The organism is Variovorax sp. UC74_104 (assembly GCF_044055375.1).
Classification (GTDB): domain Bacteria; phylum Pseudomonadota; class Gammaproteobacteria; order Burkholderiales; family Burkholderiaceae_C; genus Variovorax.
Genome location: NZ_CP171978.1, coordinates 5,818,250 through 5,836,533 on the forward strand (window position 1 = coordinate 5,818,250; position 18,284 = coordinate 5,836,533).

At 68.5% G+C, this 18,284-nt stretch carries 17 protein-coding genes and 3 pseudogenes; 12 read left to right on the forward strand and 8 right to left on the reverse strand.

Annotated features, from left to right (window positions below; translation table 11 throughout):
• Positions 1-28: 28 nt before the first annotated feature.
• From ACHMXA_RS27325 to ACHMXA_RS27355, 7 genes and pseudogenes are all read left to right on the forward strand, one after another.
• Positions 29-235, forward strand: coding sequence for a DUF3460 family protein (locus ACHMXA_RS27325; RefSeq protein ID WP_176663074.1), 207 nt, complete (start codon positions 29-31; stop codon positions 233-235).
• Positions 236-314: 79 nt separating this feature from the next.
• Positions 315-1,151, forward strand: a complete 837-nt coding sequence (locus ACHMXA_RS27330; protein WP_176663075.1) for a ScpA family protein — start codon at positions 315-317, stop codon at positions 1,149-1,151.
• 8 nt (positions 1,152-1,159) lie between these two features.
• Positions 1,160-2,754: pseudogene (gene nadB / locus ACHMXA_RS27335) on the forward strand (L-aspartate oxidase).
• 68 nt (positions 2,755-2,822) lie between these two features.
• Positions 2,823-3,725 (forward strand): 3-methyl-2-oxobutanoate hydroxymethyltransferase, encoded by a 903-nt coding sequence (gene panB / locus ACHMXA_RS27340; protein WP_395317095.1) that lies wholly within the window; start codon positions 2,823-2,825, stop codon positions 3,723-3,725.
• 25 nt (positions 3,726-3,750) lie between these two features.
• A complete protein-coding gene (panC, locus tag ACHMXA_RS27345; RefSeq protein ID WP_395317096.1) occupies positions 3,751-4,590 on the forward strand; it encodes a pantoate--beta-alanine ligase in 840 nt (279 codons plus the stop codon).
• A complete protein-coding gene (gene queE, locus ACHMXA_RS27350) occupies positions 4,587-5,225 on the forward strand; it encodes a 7-carboxy-7-deazaguanine synthase (protein ID WP_395317097.1) in 639 nt (212 codons plus the stop codon). Before panC ends, queE begins: the two co-directional genes overlap by 4 nt.
• Positions 5,226-5,263: 38 nt before the next feature.
• On the forward strand, positions 5,264-5,626 hold the full coding sequence (locus tag ACHMXA_RS27355; protein ID WP_395317098.1) for a 6-carboxytetrahydropterin synthase: 363 nt from the start codon (positions 5,264-5,266) through the stop codon (positions 5,624-5,626).
• A gap of 118 nt (positions 5,627-5,744) precedes the next feature.
• Here the strand turns inward: ACHMXA_RS27355 and nadA are convergent, their stop codons facing one another.
• The 6 genes and pseudogenes from nadA to ACHMXA_RS27385 all read right to left on the reverse strand — a co-directional run bounded on the left by nadA (position 5,745) and on the right by ACHMXA_RS27385 (position 10,262).
• Positions 5,745-6,866, reverse strand: coding sequence for a quinolinate synthase NadA (gene nadA, locus ACHMXA_RS27360; protein WP_395317099.1), 1,122 nt, complete (start codon positions 6,864-6,866; stop codon positions 5,745-5,747).
• Between the two features lie 7 nt (positions 6,867-6,873).
• On the reverse strand, positions 6,874-7,752 hold the full coding sequence (nadC, locus tag ACHMXA_RS27365; protein ID WP_395317100.1) for a carboxylating nicotinate-nucleotide diphosphorylase: 879 nt from the start codon (positions 7,750-7,752) through the stop codon (positions 6,874-6,876).
• A gap of 25 nt (positions 7,753-7,777) precedes the next feature.
• Positions 7,778-8,836, reverse strand: coding sequence for an NAD(P)H-dependent glycerol-3-phosphate dehydrogenase (locus tag ACHMXA_RS27370; protein ID WP_395317101.1), 1,059 nt, complete (start codon positions 8,834-8,836; stop codon positions 7,778-7,780).
• 43 nt (positions 8,837-8,879) lie between these two features.
• A complete protein-coding gene (gene secB, locus ACHMXA_RS27375) occupies positions 8,880-9,344 on the reverse strand; it encodes a protein-export chaperone SecB (protein WP_395317102.1) in 465 nt (154 codons plus the stop codon).
• Positions 9,345-9,463: 119 nt separating this feature from the next.
• Positions 9,464-9,724, reverse strand: a complete 261-nt coding sequence (gene grxC / locus ACHMXA_RS27380) for a glutaredoxin 3 (protein ID WP_126024726.1) — start codon at positions 9,722-9,724, stop codon at positions 9,464-9,466.
• A 155-nt stretch (positions 9,725-9,879) separates the two neighbouring features.
• A pseudogene (locus ACHMXA_RS27385) lies at positions 9,880-10,262 on the reverse strand (rhodanese-like domain-containing protein).
• A 105-nt stretch (positions 10,263-10,367) separates the two neighbouring features.
• Between ACHMXA_RS27385 and gpmA the strand changes: the two are divergent.
• The 3 genes and pseudogenes from gpmA (at position 10,368) to ACHMXA_RS27400 (ending at position 13,462) form a co-directional block, all read left to right on the forward strand.
• Positions 10,368-11,111, forward strand: coding sequence for a 2,3-diphosphoglycerate-dependent phosphoglycerate mutase (gpmA, locus tag ACHMXA_RS27390; protein WP_093302311.1), 744 nt, complete (start codon positions 10,368-10,370; stop codon positions 11,109-11,111).
• Positions 11,112-11,238: 127 nt separating this feature from the next.
• Positions 11,239-12,682: pseudogene (locus ACHMXA_RS27395) on the forward strand (S41 family peptidase).
• Between the two features lie 12 nt (positions 12,683-12,694).
• Positions 12,695-13,462, forward strand: coding sequence for a HesA/MoeB/ThiF family protein (locus ACHMXA_RS27400; protein WP_395317103.1), 768 nt, complete (start codon positions 12,695-12,697; stop codon positions 13,460-13,462).
• Here the strand turns inward: ACHMXA_RS27400 and ACHMXA_RS27405 are convergent.
• Positions 13,459-15,495 carry an AsmA family protein gene (locus ACHMXA_RS27405; protein ID WP_395317104.1) on the reverse strand — a complete coding sequence of 679 codons (2,037 nt, stop codon included), beginning with the start codon at positions 15,493-15,495 and terminating at the stop codon, positions 13,459-13,461. The two genes, ACHMXA_RS27400 and ACHMXA_RS27405, sit on opposite strands and share 4 nt — an antisense overlap.
• Before the next feature lie 238 nt (positions 15,496-15,733).
• On the opposite strand from ACHMXA_RS27405, the gene ACHMXA_RS27410 reads away from it, so the two are divergent.
• Positions 15,734-16,144: a response regulator gene (locus tag ACHMXA_RS27410; protein WP_176663086.1), complete on the forward strand. Its 411-nt coding sequence runs from the start codon at positions 15,734-15,736 to the stop codon at positions 16,142-16,144.
• Positions 16,145-16,184: 40 nt separating this feature from the next.
• Here the strand turns inward: ACHMXA_RS27410 and ACHMXA_RS27415 are convergent, their stop codons facing one another.
• Positions 16,185-16,817: a response regulator transcription factor gene (locus ACHMXA_RS27415; RefSeq protein ID WP_019656595.1), complete on the reverse strand. Its 633-nt coding sequence runs from the start codon at positions 16,815-16,817 to the stop codon at positions 16,185-16,187.
• Between the two features lie 131 nt (positions 16,818-16,948).
• Between ACHMXA_RS27415 and ACHMXA_RS27420 the strand changes: the two genes are divergently transcribed.
• Complete coding sequence (locus tag ACHMXA_RS27420; RefSeq protein WP_395317105.1) at positions 16,949-18,268, forward strand: CHASE3 domain-containing protein; 1,320 nt, start codon at positions 16,949-16,951, stop codon at positions 18,266-18,268.
• Positions 18,269-18,284 lie beyond the last annotated feature (16 nt).

Below are 18,284 nucleotides of genomic sequence, written 5' to 3' on the forward strand. Positions count from 1 at the left end.
AAAATTCGCGCCAACAAAGGTCCAGTCTATGTCCATCTTCCGCCGCCCCCACTACACCTCCGAGATCACGAACTTCATCGAGGAGATGAAGGAAAAGAAGCCGACGCTGGAGGCCGAACAGCGCGCCGGCCGCGCCCTCCTCTGGGACAAGCATCTCGACCGCGACCTGCTGCAGGAATACAGCGAAGCCCGCGTGGCCCAGCAGCCCTACGTCTACCAGACCCAGGGCAAGTAAGCCGTTCGCTGATGCCGAACTGGCAGCAAACAAGCGCCTGCGTTGCGTCGGCAGCTACTGAAAAGATAGCGTCACACCGATGAACGGAGACGAGGACAACGGCACGCTGGTGGTCGGCATGCCCGAGGTGGTCGACCAGGTCGCGCTCGCGAGGCTCTACGGAGAGCCGCTCTTCGCGATGCCGAAGGACCTGTACATCCCGCCCGAGGCGCTGCAGGTGTTCCTGGAGGCCTTCGAGGGCCCGCTCGACCTGCTGCTCTACCTGATCCGCAAGCAGAACTTCAACATCCTCGACATCCCGATGGCGGGGCTCACGCGGCAGTACCTGAGCTACGTCGACGAGATCCGCCAGACCAACCTCGAGCTCGCGGCCGAGTATCTGCTGATGGCCGCGATGCTGATCGAGATCAAGTCGCGCATGCTGCTGCCGCCCAAGAAGGTGGCCGACGGCGAAGAGGCCGAAGACCCGCGCGCCGAGCTCGTGCGCCGCCTGCTCGAATACGAGCAGACCAAGCTGCAGGCCGCCGCCATCAGCGCCATGCCGCAGTACGGACGCGACTTCTGGAAGGCGCAGGTCTACATCGAGCAGTCGCTGAAGCCGCGCTTTCCCGACGTGAACGTGATCGAGCTGCGCGATGCCTGGGCCGACATCATGAAGCGCGCCAAGCTCGTGCAGCACCACAAGATCTCGCGCGAGGAGCTCAACGTGCGCGAGCACATGAGCATCGTGCTGCGCCACCTGCAGGGGCAGCGCTTCGTGGAGTTCGAGAAGCTCTTCGACGTGTCGCGCGGCGTGCCGGTGCTGATCGTCACCTTCATCGCGATGCTGGAGCTCGCGAAGGAGACGCTGATCGAGATCACGCAGGCGGAAGCCTTCGCTCCCATCTACGTCCGGCTGGCGTACTCCCCTTCCTGATTTACCCCGTGCGCGACTTCGACGTCCTCATCGTCGGCAGCGGCCTTGCCGGCCTCTCCGCCGCGCTGCACCTGGCGCCCACGCACCGCGTGGCGGTGCTGACCAAGCGCGCGCTGAACGACGGCTCCAGCGCCTGGGCGCAGGGCGGCATCGCGGCCGTGCTGGCCGCGGGCGACAGCTTCGACGCGCACGTCGAAGACACGCTCATCGCCGGCGCAGGCCTGTGCGACCCCGAGGCCACGCGCTTCGTGGTGGAGCACGCACCCGAGGCCATCGGCTGGCTGCGCGAACTGGGCGTGCCTTTCTCCGAAGAGTCCGAGGAGGCTGGCGGCGGCCTGCACCTGACGCGCGAAGGCGGCCACAGCCAGCGCCGCATCGTGCACGTGACCGATGCCACCGGCGCGGCGGTGCAGCAGGTGCTGATCGAGCGGGTGCGGCGCACGCCGAACATCTCGCTCTTCGAGCACCACACGCTGGTCGACCTCATCACCGGCCCGAGGATCGGGCTCGACGACCCAGCCTGCCTGGGCCTGTACGCGCTCGACAGCGAAACCGACGAGGTGCTGGCCTTCCGCGCGCCGCACACCATCCTGGCGACCGGCGGCGCGGGCAAGGTGTATCTCTACACCACGAATCCCGATACGGCTACCGGCGACGGCATCGCCGCCGCGTGGCGCGCGGGCGCCCGGGTGTCGAACATGGAGTTCATCCAGTTCCACCCGACCTGCCTGTACCACCCGCATGCCAAGTCTTTCCTGATCAGCGAGGCGGTGCGCGGCGAAGGCGGGCTGCTGAAGTTGCCTGAATCGGCGGGTGGCACGCGCTTCATGCCGAAGCACGACGAGCGCGCCGAACTCGCGCCGCGCGACGTGGTGGCCCGCGCCATCGACTTCGAGATGAAGAAGCACGGCCTCGACTGCGTGTACCTAGACATCTCGCACCAGCCGACCGCGTTCCTGAAGGAACACTTCCCCAACATCCTGGCGCGCTGCCTGGAGCTGGGCATCGACATCACGCGCGAGCCGATTCCGGTGGTGCCAGCCGCGCACTACACCTGCGGCGGCGTGCTCAGCGACCTGAGCGGGCGCACCGACATCCCGGGCCTCTACGCCATCGGCGAAACCGCCTGCACCGGCCTGCACGGCGCCAACCGGCTGGCCAGCAACTCGCTGGTCGAATGCATGGTGTTCGCCCGCGCCGCGGCCAGCGCCATCGCCTCGGCACCGGCGCGCGAGCTCGCCGAGCTGCCCGCCTGGGACGACAGCCGCGTCACCGACGCCGACGAAGCCGTGGTCATCTCCCACAACTGGGACGAGCTGCGCCGCTTCATGTGGACTACGTCGGCATCGTGCGCACCAACAAGCGCCTGGAGCGCGCGAGCCACCGCATCGCGCTGCTGCAGGCCGAGATCCAGGAGTTCTACGCGAACTTCCACGTCACGCGCGACCTGCTCGAGCTGCGCAACCTGGTACAGGTGGCCGAGCTGATCGTTCGTTCCGCGCAGGCCCGCCACGAGAGCCGTGGCCTGCATTTCAGCCGCGACTACCCCTCGCTCGCCGAGCCCACCGCACCCACGGTGCTGGTGCCTCCGGCAGACCGATAACCCTCACCGTTCGTTTTTCTTCACTCAAGGATGCCCGGCCACCGACGCCCGCAGGGAGAAACCCAACCATGTCGAACATCACGCCCACCCCCGCCGCCACTGAAGCACCGCCGGCCTCGCCCTACGGCACGCTGCCGCCGGCCTCCCCGCCCGCGTCGCGCAAGCCCGTGAGCCTGCCGCGCCTGGCCGACATGCATGCGCGCGGCGAGAAGATCGCGATGCTGACGGCCTACGACGCCACCTTCGCCGCCATGGCCGACGCGGCCAGCGTCGACTGCCTGCTGGTCGGCGACTCGCTCGGCATGGTCTGCCAGGGCCTGAACAGCACCGTGGGCGTGAGCCTGGACACCATGCGCTATCACACCGACAGCGTCTCGCGCGGCCTGCGCCGCGTGCAGGGCACGGCCTGGCTCATCGCCGACCTGCCCTTCGGCAGCTACCAGGAGTCGCGCGAACAGGCGCTGCGCAGCGCCACCGTGCTGATGCAGGCCGGCGCGCACATGGTCAAGCTCGAAGGCGGCGGCTGGACCACCGACACGGTGCGCTTCCTTGTCGAGCGCGGCATTCCGGTGTGCGCCCACCTCGGCCTGACGCCACAGACGGTGCATGCACTGGGCGGCTACCGCGTGCAGGGCAAGGGCGACACGGCCGGCGCACTGCTGAAGCAGCAGGCCCATGAACTGCAGGACGCGGGCGCGGCGATGCTGGTGCTCGAGATGGTGCCGGCCGCGCTGGCCGCCGAGCTCACGGCCGAACTGAAGCACTGCGCCACCATCGGCATCGGCGCGGGCAGGGCCACCGCCGGACAGGTGCTCGTGCTGCACGACATGCTGGGCATCAACCTCGGGAAGATGCCGAAGTTCGTGCGCAACTTCATGGCCGACGCGCCGGGCGTGCTGCCCGCGCTCAAGGCCTACGTGCAGGCCGTCAAGGACGGCAGCTTCCCCGACGACCGCCTCCACGCCTGGTAGGCAGACAAGGAAAAGGAAACCACTCATGTACATCGCGCACACCATCGACGACCTGCGCAGCCACCTGGCCGCCTTCGGGCGCCCCGCCTTCGTCCCCACCATGGGCAATCTGCACGACGGCCACCTGGCCCTGGTGAAGCAGGCGAAGCCGCTCGGCGACGTCACGGTGGCCAGCATCTTCGTGAACCGCCTGCAGTTCCTGCCGCACGAAGACTTCGACACCTATCCGCGCACCTGGGAGAGCGACTGCGAGAAGCTGCGAGCGGCCGGCTGCGATGTGCTGTTCGCGCCCGACGAGAAGGCGCTCTACCCCGAGCCCCAGACTTGCAAGGTGCACCCCGACCCGGCGCTGGCCGACATCCTCGAAGGCCACTTCCGGCCCGGCTTCTTCATCGGCGTGTGCACGGTGGTGATGAAGCTCTTTCAGTGCGTGCAGCCGCGCGTGGCGGTGTTCGGCAAGAAGGACTACCAGCAGCTGATGATGATCCGCCACATGGTCCGGCAGTTCGCGCTGCCCATCGAGATGGTGGGCGGCGAGACCTTCCGCGCCGACGACGGCCTCGCGCTCTCGTCGCGCAACGGCTACCTGAGCGAGAGCGAGCGTGCCGAGGCCGTGCAGCTGTCGAAGGCGCTGAAGGCGATGGCCGAGGCGGTGCGCTCGGGCGAGCGCGATCTGGGCGCCATCGAGGCGCGCGCCGTGCGCACGCTGGCCGAGCGCGGCTGGCAGCCCGACTATCTGGTGCTGCGCCGCCGCTCCGACCTGCAGGCACCTGCCGTCGGCGACGCGCTGGTGGCGCTGGCCGCCGCGCGCCTGGGCGCCACGCGGCTGATCGACAACCTCGAGATCGAGACGGCTGCCCCATGACCTACAGCGTCAAGGAAATCTTCTACACGCTGCAGGGCGAAGGCGGACAGGCCGGCATGCCCGCGGTGTTCTGCCGCTTCGCGGGCTGCAACCTCTGGAGCGGCCGCGAGGAAGACCGCGCCAGCGCCATCTGCCGGTTCTGCGACACCGACTTCGTCGGCACCGACGGCACGCTGGGCGGCAAGTTCAAGACCGCCGACCTGCTCGCCGACACCATCGCCGCCCAATGGCCCGCCGCCGACGCCGACCACCGGCTGGTGGTGCTGACCGGCGGCGAGCCGCTGCTGCAGGTGGACGCGGCCCTGGTCGACGCGCTGCATGCGCGCCGCTTCCGCATCGCGGTCGAGAGCAACGGCACGGTCGAGGCGCCCGCGGGCATCGACTGGCTGTGCATCAGCCCCAAGGCCGGCGCGCCGTGGGTGCAGCAGCGCGGCCAGGAACTGAAGCTGGTGTGGCCGCAGCCAGGCATCGACCTCGACGCCATGGCGCGCACCGGCGAATTCACGCACCGCTTCCTGCAGCCCATGGACGGGCCCGACCGCGTCGCGAACACCGAGCTGTGCATTGCCGAATGCATGAAGCAGCCCGCGTGGCGCCTGAGCGTGCAGACGCACAAGATCACCGGCATCCGCTGAGGCGGACGCCCCTTTTTTCCGAGTTTTTCTTTTCGACGATGCGATTCACGATCAGCCAACGCTTTTTCTTCGACGCCGCCCACACGCTCAAGCGCGAGATCGAAGTGGAAGGCAGCCGCCGTATCCACGGACACACCTACCACGCGGAGGTGTGGCTCACGGGCGAGCGCGACCCTGCGACGGGGATGGTGATCGACCTGGGCCTGCTGCGCCGCCGGCTGGAGGATGTGCGCGAGCAGCTCGACCATCACCTGCTGGACGACGTGGCGGGGCTGCACCCGCCGACGCTGGAGAACCTGTGCGTGTTCATTGCGGATGCACTGCCGGATCTGCGGCCAACGCTTGCGCGGGTGAAGGTGTGGCGGGAGGCGCTGGGGGACAGCTGCACCGTGGATTTCTAGGTTTTTCTCCCTCCCCCGCTGGGGGAGGGCCGGGGGTGGGGGCACGCGGCGCCACCATCGAGCGCTCTGCCTGCCCCCATCCCAACCTTCCCCCAGCGGGGGAAGGAGCGAAGCGGGGTCAGGCCGCGCCGATGCCCGCCACCAGGCTCCCCGGCGCCTGCCCGTTCTTCAGCCCGACCGTGAACGCCAGCATCCGATCGATCGGCACCCGCGCCCGCAGCCCCAGCGCCGGATCGACGTGGATTTCCCCCGCGCCCGTCTCCAGGGCATTCGCAAGCTCCACCAGCCCGTTCATCGCCATCCACGGGCAATGCGCGCAGCTCTTGCAGGTGCCGCCGTTGCCGGCCGTCGGCGCCTCGATGAAGACCTTGCCGGGGTTCAGCGTGCGCAGCTTGTGCAGCATGCCGCTGTCGGTGGCGACGATGAACTCCCTGGCGTCCATGCGCTGCGCGGCGTTCAGGATCGCCGAGGTGGAGCCGACCGCATCGGCCAGCGCGATCACGTCCGAGGGCGATTCGGGGTGCACCAGCACCTTGGCCTTCGGGTGCTCCTTCATGAGCAGCTTGAGCTCCAGCGCCTTGAACTCGTCGTGCACGATGCACGCGCCGTTCCAGCTGACCATGTCGGCGCCGGTCTGGCGGCGGATGTAGTCGCCCAGGTGGCGGTCGGGGCCCCACAGGATCTTCTGCCCCGCCGCATGCAGCGCGTTCACCACGTCGAGCGCGCAGCTGGAGGTGACCAGCCAGTCGGCGCGCGCCTTCACGGCCGCGCTGGTGTTGGCATAGACGACCACGGTGCGGTCGGGATGCTGGTCGCAGAAGGCGCTGAACTGGTCGACCGGGCAGCCCAGGTCGAGCGAGCAGTTCGCGTCGAGGTCGGGCATCAGCACGCGCTTCTCGGGCGACAGGATCTTCGAGGTCTCGCCCATGAAGCGCACGCCCGACACCACCAGCGTCTGCGCGGCGTGGTCGCGGCCGAAGCGCGCCATTTCGAGCGAATCGCTCACGATGCCGCCGGTTTCCTCGGCGAGGTCCTGCAGGTCGGGGTGCACGTAGAAGTGCGACACCATCACCGCATTGCGCTCGCGCAGCAGGCGGCGGATGCGCCCCTTCAGCGCGATGCGCTCGTCGGGCGATGGCTCGGGCGGCACGCGCGCCCAGGCGTGGCGGGTGTCGCAGACGGCGCCGGCCCTGGTTTCGGCGGGCTGCTCGTAGTCGACATCGATGACCGTGGACGACATGGGCGGATCAGCCTTCCTGGAAACGCATCGAGTAGTCGATCGCCTTGACGTCCTTGGTCAGGGCACCGATGGAAATCCGGTCGACGCCCGTTTCGGCCAGGGCGCGCAGGCCGTCCAGCGTGACGCCGCCGGAAATCTCGAGCACCGCCTTGCGGCCTTCGCCGGCCTCGTCGTTGATGCGCACGGCCTCGCGCAGCGTGGGCAGGTCCATGTTGTCGAGCAGCACCATGCGCGCGCCGGCGTCGAGCGCCTCGCGCAGCTGGGCCAGCGTCTCGACCTCGACCTCGACGAACTCCGCCTTCGCGGCCGCGGGCGCCACGGCACGCAGGGCCGCGGCCACGCCGCCGGCCGCGGCGATGTGGTTTTCCTTGATGAGCACCGCGTCGTACAGGCCGATGCGGTGGTTCAGGCCGCCGCCGGTGCGCACGGCGTATTTCTGCGCGAGCCGCAGGCCGGGAATGGTCTTGCGGGTGTCGACGATGCGCGCGCGGGTGCCGCGCACGGCGTCGGCATAGAACGCGGTCTTGGTGGCGACGGCGCTCAGCAGCTGCAGGAAGTTGAGCGAAGTGCGCTCCGCCGTCAGCAGCGCGCGGGCCGAGCCTTCGATCTCGAGCACGGTCTGGCCGGCCTCGCAGCGCTCGCCCTCGGCGCACAGCCATTCGATGCGCACCTGCGGATCGAGCTGCCGCAGCGTGGCCTCGACCCATGGGGCGCCGCACACGACGGCGGCTTCGCGCGCCAGCACGCGGGCGCGGGCGCGGCGCGCGGGGTCGACCAGCGAGGCGGTCAGGTCGCCGTCGGCGACGTCTTCCTGCAATGCACGGGTGGCATCGGACAGGGCCAGCGCGGCCACGGCCGACGCTGAAAAATCAAAGCGAAGGCTCATGGCTCTCTTTGTCTCTGCGTTTTTCTCAGGAGGATTGACGGGGGGAAACGGCGGCGCCCGGCTGCTGGAGCTGCACCGATTCGGGCACCGGCTCGCGGCCGACGAGGGCCGCCACGGCGTCCTGCGGGCTCACGCGGCCGTCGAGCAGCGCGACCACGCCTTCGGCGATGGGCATCTCGATGCCGAGGCCCCGGGCGCGCTGCACCACGGTGCGGGCGCAGTAGACGCCCTCGGCCACGTGGCCCAGGGAATCGACGGCCTGCGCCAGCGTGCGGCCCTGCGCGAGCAGCAGGCCGACCTTGCGGTTGCGCGACAAGTCGCCGGTGGAAGTAAGAACCAGGTCGCCCAGGCCGGAAAGGCCCATGAAGGTCTCGGCACGGGCGCCCAGCGCGAGGCCGAAGCGCGTCATCTCGGCAAGGCCGCGCGTGATGAGCGCCGCCCGGGCGTTGAGCCCGAGCGCGAGGCCGTCGCACAGCCCGGTGGCGATGGCCAGCACGTTCTTGACCGCGCCGCCCACCTCCACGCCGACGATGTCCTCGTTGGCGTAGACGCGCAGCGCGGGGCCGTGGAAGGCGTCGACCAGCATGTCGCGCACGGCGGCGTGCGGGCTGGCGGCCACCAGCGCGGTCGGCCGCCCTTCGGCGACTTCCTGCGCGAAGCTGGGGCCGCTGAGCACGCCCGCTCTCAATTCAGGAGCAACCTGGGCCCAGATCTCGTGGGCCAGCAGGCCGAAGGATGCGGGGGAAGACGCGTCGAGCGCGGGCTCGACCCCCTTGCACAGCCACGCCACCGCGGCGGTGGTGCCGGTGCCTCGCAGCGCCACGAGTTGCGCGCGCAGGGCCGCCATGGGGGTGGCCACGATGACCAGATCGGCGCCGGCCTGCGCTTGGGCAATGTCGCCGGCGCGCACGGCCAGCGAGGCCGGCAGGGCCAGCCCGGGCAGGTAGCGGGAGTTTTCTCGCGCGGCCGACATGGCGTCGGCCTGGGCGGCGTCGCGCGCCCAGAGCGTGACTTCGTGGCGGGCCGCCGCATTGACGGCGACCGCCGTGCCCCAGGCGCCGGCGCCATGAACGCAGATCTTCATCGACGTCGGTGGCTGCTGCGGCTGTTACGGCTTTATGCCGCGATTACTGCGCCAGCGAGGGCGCAGCCTGGCCGGCGGCCTGAGCCTGCTGCTGCTCGTACATGGCCTGGAAGTTGATTTCGGCGAGGTGCACGGGCGGGAAGCCGCCGCGCTGGATCACGTCGGCCACGTTGCCGCGCAGGTAGGGGTAGACGATCTGCGGGCAGGCGATGCCGAGGATGGCGCCCATTTGCTCTTCCGGCAGGTGGCGGATCTCGAAGATGCCGGCCTGCTTTGCCTCGACCAGGAACACGGTCTTGTCGCCGATCTTGGTCTGCACGGTGGCGGCCACAGTGATCTCGAAGATGCCGTCGGCCACGGGCTGGGCGTCCACGCCGAGCTGGATGTCGACGGTGGGCTGTTCCTGCTCCAGCAGGATCGCGGGCGAATTGGGCTGCTCGAGCGACAGGTCCTTGAGGTAGACGCGCTGGATCTGGAAGACGGGATCTTGGGCTTGCTGGTCGGCCATGGCTGAACTTTCGAGGATCAAAACAATGCCCGCCGGGGAGAGGGTCCCGCAGCGGGCTGCAGATGAGTGAACTGGCGATTATGGCCCGGCCGGAAGACGGCTCCGGGGCAGGGCCGGTTTCAGGCGCCCTGCAGCAGCGGAACCAGGCCGCCGCGGCTGTCGAGCGCCATCAGGTCGTCGCAGCCGCCCACATGGGTGTCGCCGATGAAGATCTGGGGCACCGTGCGGCGCTGGGTGATCTCCATCATGGTGTTGCGGGCCTGGGGGTCGGTATCGATGCGGATCTCCTCGATCTGCTCGACGCCCTTGGACTTCAGGATCTGTTTCGCGCGGATGCAGTAAGGGCAAACGGCGGTGGTGTACATCTTGACGGCTTGCATGCGCTCTACCTTGGGGAAAGTTTCATTTATTCAACTCGCTCACCGTCCCTTCGGGGAACGCCGCGGAATCGGCTTGGTCGGGCCGCAGGCGTTGCCCCCGGCAGGGGGTCGGCACAGCGCCACGGAGTGCGCGAAGCCTGGGGGCGAGTCGATGTCTAGGCTTTTTCAACCGGCAGGTTAGCCTCTTTCCACGCCTTCAGTCCGCCGGAGACCGCTTGGGCCTGCTCGTAACCCAGCTTCTTGGCCATGGCCACGGCGCGCTGGGCGCGGGCGCCGGTGGCGCACACCAGCAGGAGCGGCACGTTCTTGTTCTTGACCGCGCCGGCGAGCTTTTCCTCGAGCTGGTTCAGGGGAACGTTCTTGGCGCCGATCATGTGGCCGGTGGCGAATTCCTCGGGTTCGCGCACGTCGACCAGCACCGCGCGCTCGCGGTTGATGAGCTGGACGGCGCCCTGGGCCGTGAGCGTTCCGCCGCCCGCTCCCGCACCAGCGGCCAGGCCAGCATGGCGCCCGAGCTGAGCGCGATCAGGATCAGCATCCAGTTCGCGGTGACGAATTCGATCAATTTCACGGGGGTTCCTTGAATGGCAAACCGGGGATTTTAGAATGCGAGGTTTCGCAAGCGCAGCCAAAGGCCTCCCACATGCACAAACTGGTATTGATCCGTCACGGTGAATCGACCTGGAATCTGGAAAACCGCTTCACCGGATGGACCGACGTCGACCTGACCGAAACCGGCGTCGAACAGGCCAAGCAGGCCGGCCGGCTGCTCAAGGCCGAGGGCTACGACTTCGACGTCGCCTACACGAGCGTTCTCAAGCGCGCCACCCGCACCCTCTGGCACACCCTCGACGAACTCGACCGCACCTGGCTGCCCGTGGTGCATTCCTGGCGCCTCAACGAGCGCCACTACGGCGGCCTGCAGGGCCTGAACAAGGCCGAAACCGCTAAGAAATACGGCGACGAACAGGTGCTGGTCTGGCGCCGCAGCTACAACACGCCCCCGCCGCCGCTGGAAGCCGACGACCCGCGCAGCGAGCGCGGCGACGTGCGCTACGCCAAGCTGTCGCCCGAGCAGATCCCGCTGACCGAGTGCCTGAAGGACACGGTGGCGCGCGTGCTGCCCTTCTGGAACGAATCGATGGCGCCGGCCATCCGCACCGGCCGCCGGCTGGTGGTGGCGGCCCACGGCAACTCGATCCGCGCCCTGGTGAAGTACCTCGACGGGATCTCCGACGACGACATCGTCGGGCTGAACATCCCCAACGGCATCCCGCTGGTGTACGAGCTCGACGACGACCTCAAGCCCCTGCGCCACTATTACCTCGGCGATGCCGCGGCCGCCGAAAAGGCCGCCGCCGCGGTGGCATCGCAGGGCAAGGGCTGAGAAGGCCCGCCAGGAGCGCCCTGAAAAAGCCCCCGTCCGGCGCTCCACCCGTGGAACCCCGGCAAACAATTTGCTTCCAAGCTGTGTATATTGGACTGACAGCCGCCGACAAGGACAACCACTCATGATGGGCCACAAACTCAAGATCACCGGCTGGGTCGCCGCCGGCGCCGTTGCAGGCGTCCTGACCACCGTCTCGCTGCAGACTGTCGCGCGCGGCTCGCTCGCGCCGCTGCCGCTCGAGGAATTGCAGCAGCTCGCCGCCGTCTTCGGGATGGTCAAGAGCGACTACGTGGAGCCGGTCGACGAGAAGAAGCTCATCTCCGACGCCATCTCGGGCATGGTCGCCGGGCTCGACCCGCATTCCCAGTACTTCGACAAGAAGTCCTTCAAGGAATTCAGGGAAGGCACCACCGGCCGCTTCGTCGGCGTGGGCATCGAGATTTCCCAGGAAGACGGCCTGATCAAGGTCGTCTCGCCCATCGAGGGCTCCCCCGCCTTCCGCGCGGGCCTCAAGCCCAACGACCTGATCACCAAGATCGACGACACCGCCGTGCGCGGCCTGTCGCTGAACGAGGCGGTCAAGCGCATGCGCGGCGAAGCCAACACCAAGGTGCTGCTGACCATCTTCCGCAAGGACGAGAGCCGCACCTTCCCCGTGACGATCACGCGCGAGGAAATCCGCACGCAGTCGGTCCGCGGCAAGATGATCGAGCCGGGCTACGGCTGGATCCGCCTGTCGCAGTTCCAGGAACGCACCGTCGACGACTTCGTCAAGAAGATCGACGACCTGTACAAGGAAGACCCGAACCTCAAGGGCCTGGTGCTCGACCTGCGCAACGACCCCGGGCGGCCTGCTCGACGCGGCCGTGGCGGTGTCGTCGGCCTTCCTGCCCGAGAACGTCACGGTGGTCACCACCGACGGCCAGTTGGCCGAGAGCAAGTCGGTCTACAAGGCGGCGCCGGAGTTCTACCAGCGCCGCTCGGGCAGCGACCCGCTGCGCAGCCTGCCGGCCGCGCTGAAGACCGTGCCGCTGGTGGTGCTGGTGAACGAAGGCTCGGCTTCCGCCAGCGAAATCGTCGCCGGCGCGCTGCAGGACCACAAGCGCGCCACCATCATGGGCAGCCAGACCTTCGGCAAGGGCTCGGTGCAGACGGTCCGTCCGCTCGGCCCCGACACCGGCCTGAAGATCACCACCGCGCGCTACTACACGCCCAGCGGTACCTCGATCCAGGCCAAGGGCATCGTGCCGAACGTGCTGGTCGACGAAAGCGCCGAGGGCAGCCCCTTCGCCGCCCTGCGCATGCGCGAGGCCGACCTCGAGAAGCACCTGGCCAGCGGCCAGGGCCCCGAAGTCAAGGACCCGGAACGCGAGAAGGCCCGCGACGAAGCCCGCAAGCGCCTCGAGGAAGAAGCCAAGAAGCCGCCGCAGGACCGCAAGGTGCCCGAGTTCGGCACCGACAAGGACTTCCCGCTCGTGCAGGCGCTCAACCGCCTGAAGGGCCAGCCGGTGCTCGTGAGCAAGACGCAGGTCATCGTCGACAACAAGGAAGAGAAGAAGGAAAACTGAGCCCGGTGGCGCATGGAAGATAGCCAGCTGCTGCGCTATTCGCGCCACATCCTTCTCGAGGAATTCGGCATCGACGGGCAGGCCCGTGTCAGTGCCGGACAGGTTCTCGTCATAGGCGCCGGCGGACTGGGTTCGCCGGTGGCCCTGTACCTCGCTGCGGCGGGGGTCGGCCGCATCGTGCTGGTCGACGACGACGAGGTGGACCTCACCAATCTCCAGCGCCAGGTGGCGCATTCGCATGACCGGGTCGGTCTTCCCAAGGTGGAGTCGGCCGCGCAGGCCATGCGCGCCATCAACCCCGACATCGCCATCGAAACCCACGCGCTGCGCGCCGACGAGACCCTGCTGTCGCGCCTGGTCGCCGAGGCCGACGTGGTGGTCGACTGCTGCGACAACTTCGCCACCCGGCAGGCCGTCAACCGTGCCTGCGTCGCCCATTCGAAGCCGCTGGTGGCGGGCGCGGCGATCCGTTTCGACGGCCAGCTGAGCGTCTACGACACCCGCGACGACGCCTCGCCCTGCTACGCCTGCATCTTCCCGCCCGACGCGGACTTCGAGGAAACCCGTTGCGCGGTGCTCGGCGTCTTCGGCCCGGTGGTGGGAACCATCGGCACGCTGCAGGCCAGCGAGGCGCTGAAGCTGCTGGCCGGCATCGGCCCGTCGCTGGCGGGCAAGCTGCTGATGTTCGACGGGCGCAGCACCTCCTTCGACACGCTGCGCGTGGCACGCGACCCGCACTGCAGCGTCTGCGCGCAGCGCCATCGCCGCCCTTCCAGTTAAGGCTGCTTCGCGCCCTTCGCCCGTGCGGCGCCCTTGGCCGCTGCTCCCGTGGGCTTGTTCGCCTGCGCCACCACGCCCTGGCAGTTCGAATCCTCGCCCGGACCCGGCTCGATGGTCGCCGCCAACGCCAGAAGCGGATTGACCGCGCCCAGCGCCAGCGCGGCCAGCCCGCGTCCGGCCAGCGGACCGACTTCCAGGCCGCCCTTCGGATCGCCGAAGGTGCCGCTCACCACCAGCGGCGTGCGGATCGAGAGGATGTTCTTGCTCTTGGGCTCAGGGCGGATCACGAAATCCAGCCCCTCGGTCGCCAGGTTGGCCTGCCCGGTGGCGATGAAGACAGCGTTGGTCGTATCCACCACGAGGGTGCGGCCGGTCATCAGGCCCTTGTTCACGTCGAAGGCCAGGGCCGCGCAGCGCAGCTCGACGTTGCGATCGCCGCGCAGGATGAACTTGATGATGTCGCCGCCCACCAGCGTCGCGAACACCGGCAGCAGGTTGCCGAACTGCCCGCGCCCCGAGATGACCGCCACGTCGCCCGACGCGCCGCCCAGCCAGTTCGCCACGGTGCTGCCGGAGCCCGAGAGATTGATGCGCCCGTCCAGCCGGCCGACGCTGTTGCCGGTGGTTTCGAGCTTCGGGAAGAGCCGCGCCAGCTGCATGGCCCGGGCGTCGAGCGATGCGCGGATGTCCGCCGGCTTCTTCGAGCCGTCGATGCGGATCGCGCCGCTGAGCCTGCCGCCGGCCACGCCCAGGTCGAGCGGGTCGAGCGTGAGCACGCCCTCGACGAGCTTCACCTGCACGCTGCCGCGCTCCAGCGGCACGTCGCGCACGTTGCGGATGCGGTCGGCGGTGTACTTCACGTCAGCGTTCATGGCGCGCAGGCGATCGAAGTCCAGCGGCGCCGTGGGCAGCACCTTGCCGCCAGGGCGCCTGACCTGCGTGACGGTGGGCGGCGGCGCCACGCCTTCCACGGTGGCGGCGGTGCGCGCCGTGGGCGGCAGGCCGATCAGCGGGCCCAGGTCGTCCATGTCCATCACGTTGGAGCGCAGGTCGCCCGCCAGGTGCGGCAGCTTGCCGGACTGATCGAAGCGCATGTCGCCCGCGATGTCGGACAGGCCCAGCCGGCCCTTGAGACCGGAGGCCTCCCACAGCTTGCCACGCTTGTCGAGCTTGCCGCTCAAGGTGTACGGCGATGTCTGCGGCAGCGCGATGCCCAGCAGCGGGAACAGGGCGCCCAGCGTCTGGCCCTTGATGTCGAACCTGGCGTCGATGCCGTCCAGGTCCGACAGCCGGGCGACCGTGCCGGCCGCCTTCAGCTGCGTCTGGCCTGCGGCGGCGCGGATTTCGATCGGGAAAGGCGGCGCGTTCGTGGTCTCGATCTGCAGCACGTTGCCCGTGCGCCCGCTGGCGGTCAGCGGCTGGCCTTTGTAGCGGCCCTTGATGCGGTAGTCCAGCGGCATTTCGCCGCGGCTGCTGTCGTAGCTCAGGTCGGCATGCACGTCGACGCCCAGGTGCTTGGCCAGGAAGTCGACCGCGCCGCTGTCGACCTGCACCTGGCCGATGGTGGGCACGGTGCCGCCTTCCGAGCTGTCCTTGCCTTCCTTGCCCAGCGCCCAGGTGCGGCGGCCGTCGGCTTCCATCTGCAGCCCCACCGTGGGCGAGGAAAGCGCCAGCCGCGGGATGACGATGCTGCTCGAGATCAGCGGCCAGAGGCGGATGTCGAAATCGGCGCGCTCCGCCTTCACCAGGTACGGATCGCGCGCCCACGGGGGATTGGCGAACTCGATGCCGTCGAGCCTGACGGTGGCCTGCCGCCACCCGAGCCCCACGTCGAGCCGCCGGGTGATCTCGAACTTGCGCCCGGTCTTCTCGCTGACGTAGCGGTTGACCGGCTCTCGCAGCACGTCCCACGGGAAGAAGGCGAGCCCCACGGCCAGCAGCGCGAAGAGCAGCACCAGGCCCGCCAGCAGCTTCTGCCAGAGCGGCCGGCCGCGCAGGATGCCAGCTTTGGTCGGTGCATTCGTCGTTGCCATGGGGCTCCTTTTAACTCGGGCGGTCGCTCGGCCGCGGTCAGCGGCAAGCCGTAGAAATCGTGAGGCATTGCCTACTGGAGGCGCCGGGAATGCGCGCGTCGGAACCCGCCTACAACCGCCAGCCGCCGAAGCTTGCATGATGCGCACAGGAGACGCAGCAAAGTCGCTCCGCAGGCAGTCGTTGCCAACGCAGGCGCGCTGAATGCGTCAGCCAACCTCAGAGGAAGAGTGGTTCGGCATGGATTCCAGATTGCAGACTTATGTTGTCGAAGACAACCTCACGATCCGTGAAAACCTCATTGGCACGCTGGAAGAACTCACCTGCACCACGGTCGTGGGCTTCGCCGAAACCGAAAGCGGCGCGCGCGCATGGCTGCTCGGCCACGACGGCGAGTGGGACCTCGTCATCGTCGATCTCTTCCTCAAGCAGGGCAGCGGCCTGGGCGTGCTGCAGGCCTGCCAGGGCCGCAAGCCGGTACAGAAGGTGGTGGTGCTCAGCAACTATGCGACGCCCGACATACGGCGCCGCTGCGCGGAGTTCGGGGTCGACGCGGTGTTCGACAAGTCGAACGAGATCGACGCGCTGGTCGAATTCTGCCTGGTGCAGGCCCGCGATCGAGCCTCGCGCGCCTCGTCCGGCGCGGGCTGAGGAAGCCGCCTTGGACCCCCTCCCTGCCCGCCGGCCGGCTTCAGTCGATCAGCTTGTTCTTCAGTGCGTAGTACGTGAGGTCGCTGTTGGAGGAGAGATTCATCTTCTCCATCAGCCGCGTGCGGTAGGTGCTCACGGTCTTCACCGACAGCGACAGCGTCTTGGCGATGTCGCCGGCCGTCTCGCCCTTGGCGAGCTTCAGGAACACCTGGAATTCGCGCTCAGAGAGCTGCTCGTGCGGCGCGGCGTCGTCCTTGCGGTCGAGCTGGCGGGCCAGCAGTTCGGCCACGGCCGGGGTGATGTAGCGCCGGCCCAGCGCGATGGTGCGGATGGCGTTGACGATCTCGATGGGATCGCATTCCTTGTTGAGGTAGCCGCTCGCGCCCTGGCGGATCAGGTTCATCGCGTAGTGCTCCTCGGGATAGCCGCTGAGGATCAGGATGCCCACGTCCGGCGCCTTGGCGCGGATCATGGCGAGTGCATCGATACCGCTTTGCCCGGGCATCGAAAGGTCCATGACCAGCACGTCCAGCTCCGTGGTGCGCACCAGTTCGATGGCTTCACGGCCGCTGGCTGCCTCGCCCGCCACGCGCAGGTCCACGTGCTCGGAGAAGAACTGCCGGAGGCCCGATCGCACGATGGCGTGGTCGTCCACAATTCCGATTTTGATCATTTGTTACTTTCGTCGTTGTGTTGCGCACCCGAGGGTCGCAACATGCCAGGTCCCTGATTGTTATCAATTATTCACGAACTTGCGCCACAAGCAGCCTTGAAAGTTTCATGCACTGGTTAGCCCCACCAAGAATGGCCGTGAGCCTGCTGCTCGCGGCACTGGCCGCGCTGGCCCTCGTCGGCATCAACGAGGCCGGCTACCGGCAGTCCACCCGCGCCCTGGCCGACATCGACGAGGCCCAGCAGGTGCGAGGCACGCTCAACAAGATCCTGCAGAACATGCTGGACGCCGAGACCGGCCAGCGGGGCTTCCTGCTGACCGGCGAGGCGAGCTACCGAAAACCCTATGACGATGCGGTCAAGCAGGTCGACGGCCACCTCGCCACGCTGCGCCGGCTGTATGCCGACCGCCCGGCCGAACTCACCCGGCTGGCCGAGCTGTCAAAGCACGTGCTGCGCAAGGTCGCCGAGATGGACATGAGCGTGCGCCTGCGCCAGGACGGCAAGGACGACGCCTGGAAGTTCGTCATCACCACCGACGTGGGCCAGGAGGAGATGGAGGCCATCCGCGCGACGGCGGGCGAGTTGGTGAAGGCCAGCAACGCCACCCTGGGCCAGAGCCAGGCGCAGGTGCTGCGTTCGCTGCAGCTGGCGCGCATCGGTACCGCCATCGTGGCGCTGGCCGCACTCCTTGCCTTCTTCCTGTACCTGCGCCAGACGCACGTGCTGCGCTCCATCGGCGAGCGCCAGCAGGAGTCCCTGCAGCGCGAGCGCAACGCGCTGGAGGACGAGGTGCGCGAGCGCACCGCCTCGCTGGCCGAGCTGGCCACCCACCTGCAGGACGTGCGCGAGACCGAGCGCGGCTTCCTCGCGCGCGAACTGCACGACGAGCTGGGCTCGCTGCTCACCGCGGCCAAGCTCGACGTGGCGCGGCTGAAGTCGCGGCTGGCGGACGCGCCCGACGCGATCCAGCGGCTGCAGCATCTGACCGAGCTGCTCAACAGCGGCATCGCGCTCAAGCGCCGCATCATCGAGGACCTGCGCCCCTCCTCGCTGGCCAACCTGGGGCTGGTCGCGTCGCTGGAGATCCTGGGGCGCGAGTTCGGGGAGCGCTCCGGCCTGCAGGTGGAGATGGTGCTCGAGCCCGTGACCATGGACGAGTCGCGCCAGCTCACCATCTACCGCATGGTGCAGGAGAGCCTCACCAACATCGGCAAGTACGCCGAGGCGAGCGAGGCCACCATCGTCCTCAAGAACTACGACAACCACGTGGTGGTGGAGGTGGCCGACAACGGCAAGGGCTTCGACACGCAGCGCGTGCGGCCCTCGACGCACGGCCTCGCGGGCATGCGGCACCGGGTGGAAGCCGCGCGCGGCAAGCTCACGATATGGTCCGCGCCGGGCAAGGGCACGCGGCTGAGCGCGATGCTTCCGATCGTCAAGCCGGCCTGATCGCCCTCTCGATCGT